5 protein-coding genes and 1 rRNA gene are annotated in these 6,246 nt (G+C 70.0%); 4 read left to right on the top strand and 2 right to left on the bottom strand.

Features of this window, described 5'->3' with window-relative positions:
- A 5S ribosomal RNA gene (gene rrf, locus VIB55_RS02740) occupies positions 1–84 on the top strand; the annotation flags it as partial.
- 162 nt (positions 85–246) lie between these two features.
- On the opposite strand, the gene uvsE is transcribed toward rrf, so the two are convergent.
- A complete protein-coding gene (uvsE, locus tag VIB55_RS02735) occupies positions 247–1,200 on the bottom strand; it encodes a UV DNA damage repair endonuclease UvsE (RefSeq protein WP_331875133.1) in 954 nt (317 codons plus the stop codon).
- 100 nt (positions 1,201–1,300) lie between these two features.
- Entirely contained in the window at positions 1,301–1,690 is a 390-nt protein-coding gene (locus VIB55_RS02730) for a PAS domain-containing protein (RefSeq protein WP_331875132.1), read from the bottom strand.
- A 252-nt stretch (positions 1,691–1,942) separates the two neighbouring features.
- Between VIB55_RS02730 and VIB55_RS02725 the strand changes: the two genes are divergently transcribed.
- From VIB55_RS02725 to tkt, 3 genes are all read left to right on the top strand, one after another.
- Complete coding sequence (locus tag VIB55_RS02725; protein ID WP_331875131.1) at positions 1,943–2,335, top strand: hypothetical protein; 393 nt, start codon at positions 1,943–1,945, stop codon at positions 2,333–2,335.
- 95 nt (positions 2,336–2,430) lie between these two features.
- Positions 2,431–3,903, top strand: coding sequence for a gluconokinase (locus tag VIB55_RS02720; RefSeq protein ID WP_331875130.1), 1,473 nt, complete (start codon positions 2,431–2,433; stop codon positions 3,901–3,903).
- Positions 3,904–4,721: 818 nt separating this feature from the next.
- Positions 4,722–6,246 (top strand): transketolase (gene tkt / locus VIB55_RS02715; RefSeq protein WP_331875129.1); only part of this gene is annotated, 1,525 nt, incomplete at its 3' end.

Below are 6,246 nucleotides of genomic sequence, written 5' to 3'. Positions count from 1 at the left end.
CCCATCCCGAACTCGGAAGTGAAAACCCGCTGCGCGGATGGTACTGCCGGGGCCACCCGGTGGGAGAGTACGGCGCCGCCGGCCTGTTTATTCCGAACGCTCGCCCTGATCCTCGTGATCAGGGCGGGCGTTTGGCGTTTCACCCATCCGAAGAGAAACGGGTCTCACGCGGAGGCGCGTAGAACGCGGAGAAGAGCGGAGGGAGCGCTCCTGCAGTTCTCCGCGACCTCCGCGCCTCCGCGTGAGTCATGCAGTTTCCGTTGGCCAGAGGCCGAGCTTGTCCAGGTCGGCGCGCAGCTTGAGCAGCGCCGTGTCCTTCATCTTGGCCTCGAGCATCACGTCGAACGGCTCCGGTCCCACCTCGCGCAGAAAGCCTGCGAACTCCCACGGGTGAACGTAGTCCGCGTGCTGCGAGAGCAGCGGGGGCGCCAGCACCTCCTTCTTGCCGCGGACGACGGTGCGCGAATCAAGCTTCGGCGACGAGAAGTGCACCTTGGGCTGCACGCCGGCGGGCCAGGTGCGCAAGGCGGCGCGGCACGCGTCTCCCATCGCCAGGGTTCCCGGATTCAGCAGGTGGTGCTGGTGGTCGAAGATGAGCCGCACCCCCGTGGCCTCGTGCACGCGCAGGCAGTCCTGCACCGTGTACAGCGTCTCGTCGTTCTCGATCACCAGGCGACGCCGGCCGGCCTCGGAAAGCCGCGGATAGTTCTCGATGAATCGGCCGATCGCCGCGTTCTTGTCTCCATAGGCGCCGCCCAGGTGAAGCACCACCACCGCCTCGGGCCCCTGCTCCATCGCGTCCAGCAGCTCCGCCTGGCTGTTGACGTCCCAGATCCCCTTGTCGCTGATGGCCGGGTCCAGCGCCGAGAGCAGCACGTACTGCGAAGGATGGAGCGACAGGCGGATCCCGCGTTCACGGGCCGTGCGGCCGAGCTCGGCGAGTTCGTCGCGGCATTCCGAGATCTGGCCGTGGAAGCGGGGCAGGTCCGGATGCGTGCAGTAGGGCACGAAGTCCGACGAGATGCGGTACATCCGGATGTCTACCTTGTCGAGGTAGTCCAGGATGTCGCGCAGGTACTGGATGGAGGTGCGAACGTGCGGATCGCTCTGCCAGCGCCGCGAATCGTTGCTCTTCATCCCCTCGCGGCCCACCACCTTTACCGCAAATCCCAGCCTGCGGGGCCACTCTCGTTTTGCCATCCATCCTCCGCTCGTCGTTCATGCGCACGGCAAAGGGGGCGCGGCGCTGGTGGTGCGCCCCGCCCCCCGCTACTTCAGACTGCGTTCCGCCGCGCGAAACTCAGGACTGCGGCCGCTGCACCAGCACCCACACCGTCTCGGTGCTGGCGCTGTAGAACATGGAGATGTTCACGTTCTTCTGCCGTCCGTCGCGAAAGCGGAACTGGTACGGAAAGGAGGTGTGCAGAGTGCGCTGCTGCACGCCCTGCACGAAGGCGCCGTGGAACTGCTGCACCTTGGTGCACGGCGCCACCTCGTCGAAGAAGCTCTTTCCGATCGCGTCCTTCTTGTCCACGTGCGCCAGGGTGCTCTCCGCCTGGTTGAACTTGAGCACGGTGCCGTTGCGGTCCAGCTGGATCATGCCCATGGGCAGGGTGTCGAGCTCGTCCTCGGTAAGCACGTCGGCGCGGGTGAGGACGTCGTCGGTGCCTTTGGTCGCGGTAGTCTGCATTGGAATCTGCTCCTGTGATTGACGGGGCCTGCGCGCCACCCGGCTACGCTGCCGCCCGCCGCCTCCCGCCAGAAGCGTACCGAATTGTATAACGTTTGTCAAATGCTGTAGAGGCTGCGACAGCGGGTTGCGTGGAACGCCAGTTGCACGTGCCGACGGCCCCCGGTTACGCGCGGCATCATCGCGAGAGTGCGCCGATGTGGTTGCGGCACTGGGACATCGGCCTGCTCACGAGAACACAGGGATCTCCCAATGGCGAACAACGACCGGAATCCGACGGACCAGGACCTGGATACCGCGGGGCTCGACAACACGCCGGGCACGGGCTCAGGACTGGGTGCCGCACAGTCGATGTCGGCCGCGGGTGGCGACGTGAGCGGGATGAGCAGTCCCGAGAGCGGGGGCCGGGACTGGAGCAAGAGCGAAGGGCAGGCGGGCTCCGACTACCTGCACGGCTCGGACGGAAGCGACGGGCCGTCGCGGCATGGCGGGATGAGCAGCTCGCCCGGCGGTTCCAGCGGTTCGGGGCCAGGCACGGGTGCCGGCGCGGACCTGGAGGAAACGCACCGGCTGGCGCGGGAAGCAACCGAGCGGCTGCGCGAGGACTTCGACAACCGCGGGGTCAGCGGGACCGGGAATTTCTGATCGCGGTCCGCGAGACGGGGCGCCTTCGCCGGCTGGCGGGGCGCCTTGTCTCGTTCGTGGCCGCGGCGCGCCCGCGGCGGTAGATTGGGCCCCCCATGAGCATCGCCGTTCCCCCCGCCCGGCGCGGGCCATGGATCCTCGCGGTCGACGTGGGCTCGTCGTCCGTGCGGGCGCAGTGGCTGGACGCGTCCTGCGTTCCGCTCGCGGAGGCCGCGCGCGAGTTGTACACCTGGGAGTCCACGGCGGACGGCGGGATGCAGGTGGATGCGGAGTCGCTGCTGGCCCGCTGCCTCCGGGCCATCGACCGGGCGGTGGCGATCGGCCGCGAAGCCGGGATCGACCCCGCCGCCGTGGCGCTCGCCACCTTCTGGCACGGCCTGGTGGGGATGGACGCGGAGGGATGCCCCGTCACGCCGCTCACCGGCTGGGGCGACGGCCGCGCCCGCGCCGCCGCAGAGGTCTTGCGTGCGCGGCTCGACTCAGCCGAGGTGCACCGGCGGACCGGCGGCTTCGTCCACGAGGCGTATCCGGCGGCGCGGCTGGTCTGGCTCCGGGGCCGGGCGGGCGATACCTTCCCGCGCGCCGCTACCTGGGGTTCCATCGGCGAGGTGCTGGGGCTGCGGCTGTTCGGCGTGGCGCGCACGTCGCTGTCGATGGCGTCCGGCACGGGGCTGATGGACCTGCGCCTGATGGGCTGGGACGATGCCGTTCTGGACGCGGTCGGCCTCTCGCCCGAGCGCCTGCCGCAGATCAGTGACGAGCCGCTTCGGGGGCTGAGGCCCGAGTTCGCCAGCCGCTGGCCGGAGCTGGCGTCGGTCCCGTGGTTTCCCGCCTTGGGTGATGGTGGGTGCGCCAGCCTGGGTATGGGCGCGGTCGGCCGCACGGTCGGGCTGACGGTAGGCACGACGGCGGCGGTGCGCGTGCTGCGTGACGATCCCGCGCCGACTGTTCCGCCGGGGCTCTGGTGCTACCGCCTTGATGCACGGCGCACCGTCACGGGACGTGCGACGTCGAACGCGGGGAACATCTTCGCCTGGCTGCGCCACGTGCTGGCCCTTCCGCCCGCGGACGAGCTGGAGGCGCAGCTCTCCGCGATGCGCCCGGCGGCGCACGGGATGGTGGTGGTTCCGCGCCTGGTACCGGAGCGTCCGCCCCGCCCCGGGGGCCCGCAATGGGCGGTGATGGCGGGGATGACGCCCGCGACGGGGCCGGTGGAGATCGCGCGGGCGTGGCTGGAAGCAGCGGCGTTCACGATGGCGGACGCGCTGGAGGCGGTAGAGGCGGACGGCGGTCCGGCCGCGGAGGTGGTGGCTGGCGGCGGCGCGCTGCATGCGTCGCCCGCGTGGGCCCGCATGGTGGCGGATGCGCTCGGCCGGCCGTTGCGCCTAGCGCCTGATCCGGAAACCACGCTGCGCGGAGCCGCCCTGATCGCGTTCGAGCGGTTGGGAGTGATCGGGGACGCAATGGAGTTCGCGACGGCGGACCGAACGGGCGTGGTGCTGCAGCCGGACGCCGAGGCGCACGAGGTGTATCGCGCCGCGCGGAAGGGCTTTCACCCGGCCGGCTGACGGGGCTTCGTCGCGCGCGCGGGCATTTTGTCATCCTTGAGGCCCAGGCGCACCGTACTGGCCTGCAGCACAGCCATTGCGGGCCGAAGGATCTAGCCCGGGGCACGTACAAGCTCGGGCGCGGCAGCGGTCCTCGAACCCGAGGCCTCGGCTGCCGTGGGGCCCTCACCCGTCCTCGCTTAGGCTCGTCCACCCTCTCCCACAAACAGCGTGGGAGAGGGGGTACACTTCGGGGTTGGGTGCGTGTGCCGATCCGGCGAGTTACCCACGGCCCTCGTCCCGGCGGTTGAAACCGAGGCTGGAACGTCACGAAGTTCCGCCTGCGCGGACTGCACCGGATGCTTCTGCGCCGGAGGCCAGCCGAAGCGCGGTTCAGGTCTCCCCCTCCCCTGCGAAGCGGGGGCAGGGGGCCGGGGGGGAGGGGGCTCCCGCAGCATGCGAAGCAGCCAGTCGAACCCCGATCGAAGTTTCTCCCCTCTCCCGCGCAGTTTGCGGGGGAGGGGCCGGGGGAGGGGGAACCGCGGCATGCGCGGGACCGGCTTCCCCGGCGCGCAACGTGTGATCGCGGCTCGGGCATTTGTCGCCGCTGCCGCGCCCAGGCTCAGGGGCGCCCCGGGCTAGATCCTTCGGCGCGCGCAGGGTGCACTTCGGGCCGGCACGGTGCGCCTGCGCCTCAGGATGACAGGCTTTCGCGCGTCGGCCAGAATGGATCGCGCACGAAGTTCTCGCCTCTTCTCTGGCTTTGATGCGGGAGAGGCCGGGGGAGGGACCCTTCCCCCAATCACGGTACCGAATCACCCAGACGGGACGACACATCGATGGCCAATCCGGGCGCTGACTCGCGCGAGCTGGACCAGCTCTGCATCAACACCATCCGCACGCTGTCGATGGACGCGGTGCAGGCGGCCAACTCCGGCCACCCCGGCACCCCCATGGCGCTGGCGCCGCTGGCGTACGTCATCTGGACGCGCCACCTGAAGCACAACCCCGCCGATCCGAAGTGGGTGGACCGCGACCGGTTCATCCTTTCCGCCGGGCACGCCTCCATGCTGCTGTACTCGCTGCTGTACCTGAGCGGCTACGGTTTGACGCTGGACGACCTGAAGAACTTCCGCCAGTGGGAAAGCAAGACGCCCGGCCACCCCGAGTACGGGATGACGGACGGCGTGGAGACCACCACCGGTCCGCTGGGGCAGGGCTTCGCCAACGGCGTGGGCATGGCCATGGCCGAGGCGCACGTGGCCGCGGTGCACAACCGGCCGGACCACAAGGTCATCGACCACTACGTCTACGCCATCTGCTCCGACGGTGACCTGATGGAGGGCGTGGCGGCCGAGGCGGCGTCCGTCGCCGGGCACCTGAAGCTGGGCAAGCTCATCTACTTCTGGGACGACAACAAGATCACCATCGAGGGCTCCACCGACCTCGCCTTCACCGAGGACGTGGCAAAGCGCTTCGACGGGTACGGCTGGCACACGCAGCGGGTGGAGGACGGCAACGACCTGGAGGCCATCGACGCCGCCATCCGCGCCGCCCAGGCCGATCCGCGCCCGTCGATGATCTCCGTCCGCACCATCATCGGCTTCGGGTCGCCCAACAAGGCGGGCAGCGAAAAGGCGCACGGTGAGCCGCTGGGCGCCGAGGAGATCGTCAAGACCAAGCAGAACCTGGGCTGGCCCTCTACCGACGCGTTCCACGTGCCGCAGGAAGCGCTGGACCACATGCGCGAGATCGGCGCGCGCGGCGCGGAGCGGCAGGGCGAGTGGCAGGCGCGCTTCGACGCCTACCGCGCGGCGCACCCGGACGCGGCCGCGGCGCTGGAGCAGGCGCTCTCCCGCACGCTCCCCGACGGGTGGGACGCGGACCTGCCGACGTGGACCAAGGACGACAAGCCCATCGCCACGCGCGCGGCGTCGGGCAAGGCGCTGAACGCCATCGCCAACAAGGTGAACTGGCTGATCGGCGGGTCGGCGGACCTGGCCGGCTCCAACAATACGATGATCGAGGGCGCAGGGAGCTTCCTTCCGCCGGACTACACCGGCCGCAACCTGCACTTTGGCGTTCGCGAGCACGCCATGGGTTCGCTGATGAACGGGATGACGCTGCACGGCGGCGTTCGCGTGTACGGCGGCACCTTCCTGATCTTCAGTGAGTACATGCGGCCCCCGGTGCGCCTGGCCGCGCTGATGGAGCAGCCCGCGATCTACATCTACACGCACGACTCGGTCGGCCTGGGCGAGGACGGGCCCACGCACCAGCCCATCGAGCAGCTTCCGTCGCTGCGCACCATCCCCGGGCTGGTGGACCTGCGCCCCGCCGACGCCGCCGAGACCACGGAGGCGT

The sequence above is a fragment of the Longimicrobium sp. genome (genome assembly GCF_036554565.1).
Taxonomy (GTDB): Bacteria; Gemmatimonadota; Gemmatimonadetes; order Longimicrobiales; family Longimicrobiaceae; genus Longimicrobium.
The sequence above is the reverse complement of the archived record's forward strand: the minus strand, read 5'-3'. Positions and strand labels throughout refer to the sequence as shown.

Coding starts and splice junctions, on each gene's coding strand:
- VIB55_RS02730 (WP_331875132.1), bottom strand. CDS start 1,690: ATGCAGACTACCGCGACCAAAGGCACCGACGACGTCCTCACCCGCGCC.
- VIB55_RS02725 (WP_331875131.1), top strand. CDS start 1,943: ATGGCGAACAACGACCGGAATCCGACGGACCAGGACCTGGATACCGCG.
- uvsE (WP_331875133.1), bottom strand. CDS start 1,200: ATGGCAAAACGAGAGTGGCCCCGCAGGCTGGGATTTGCGGTAAAGGTG.
- VIB55_RS02720 (WP_331875130.1), top strand. CDS start 2,431: ATGAGCATCGCCGTTCCCCCCGCCCGGCGCGGGCCATGGATCCTCGCG.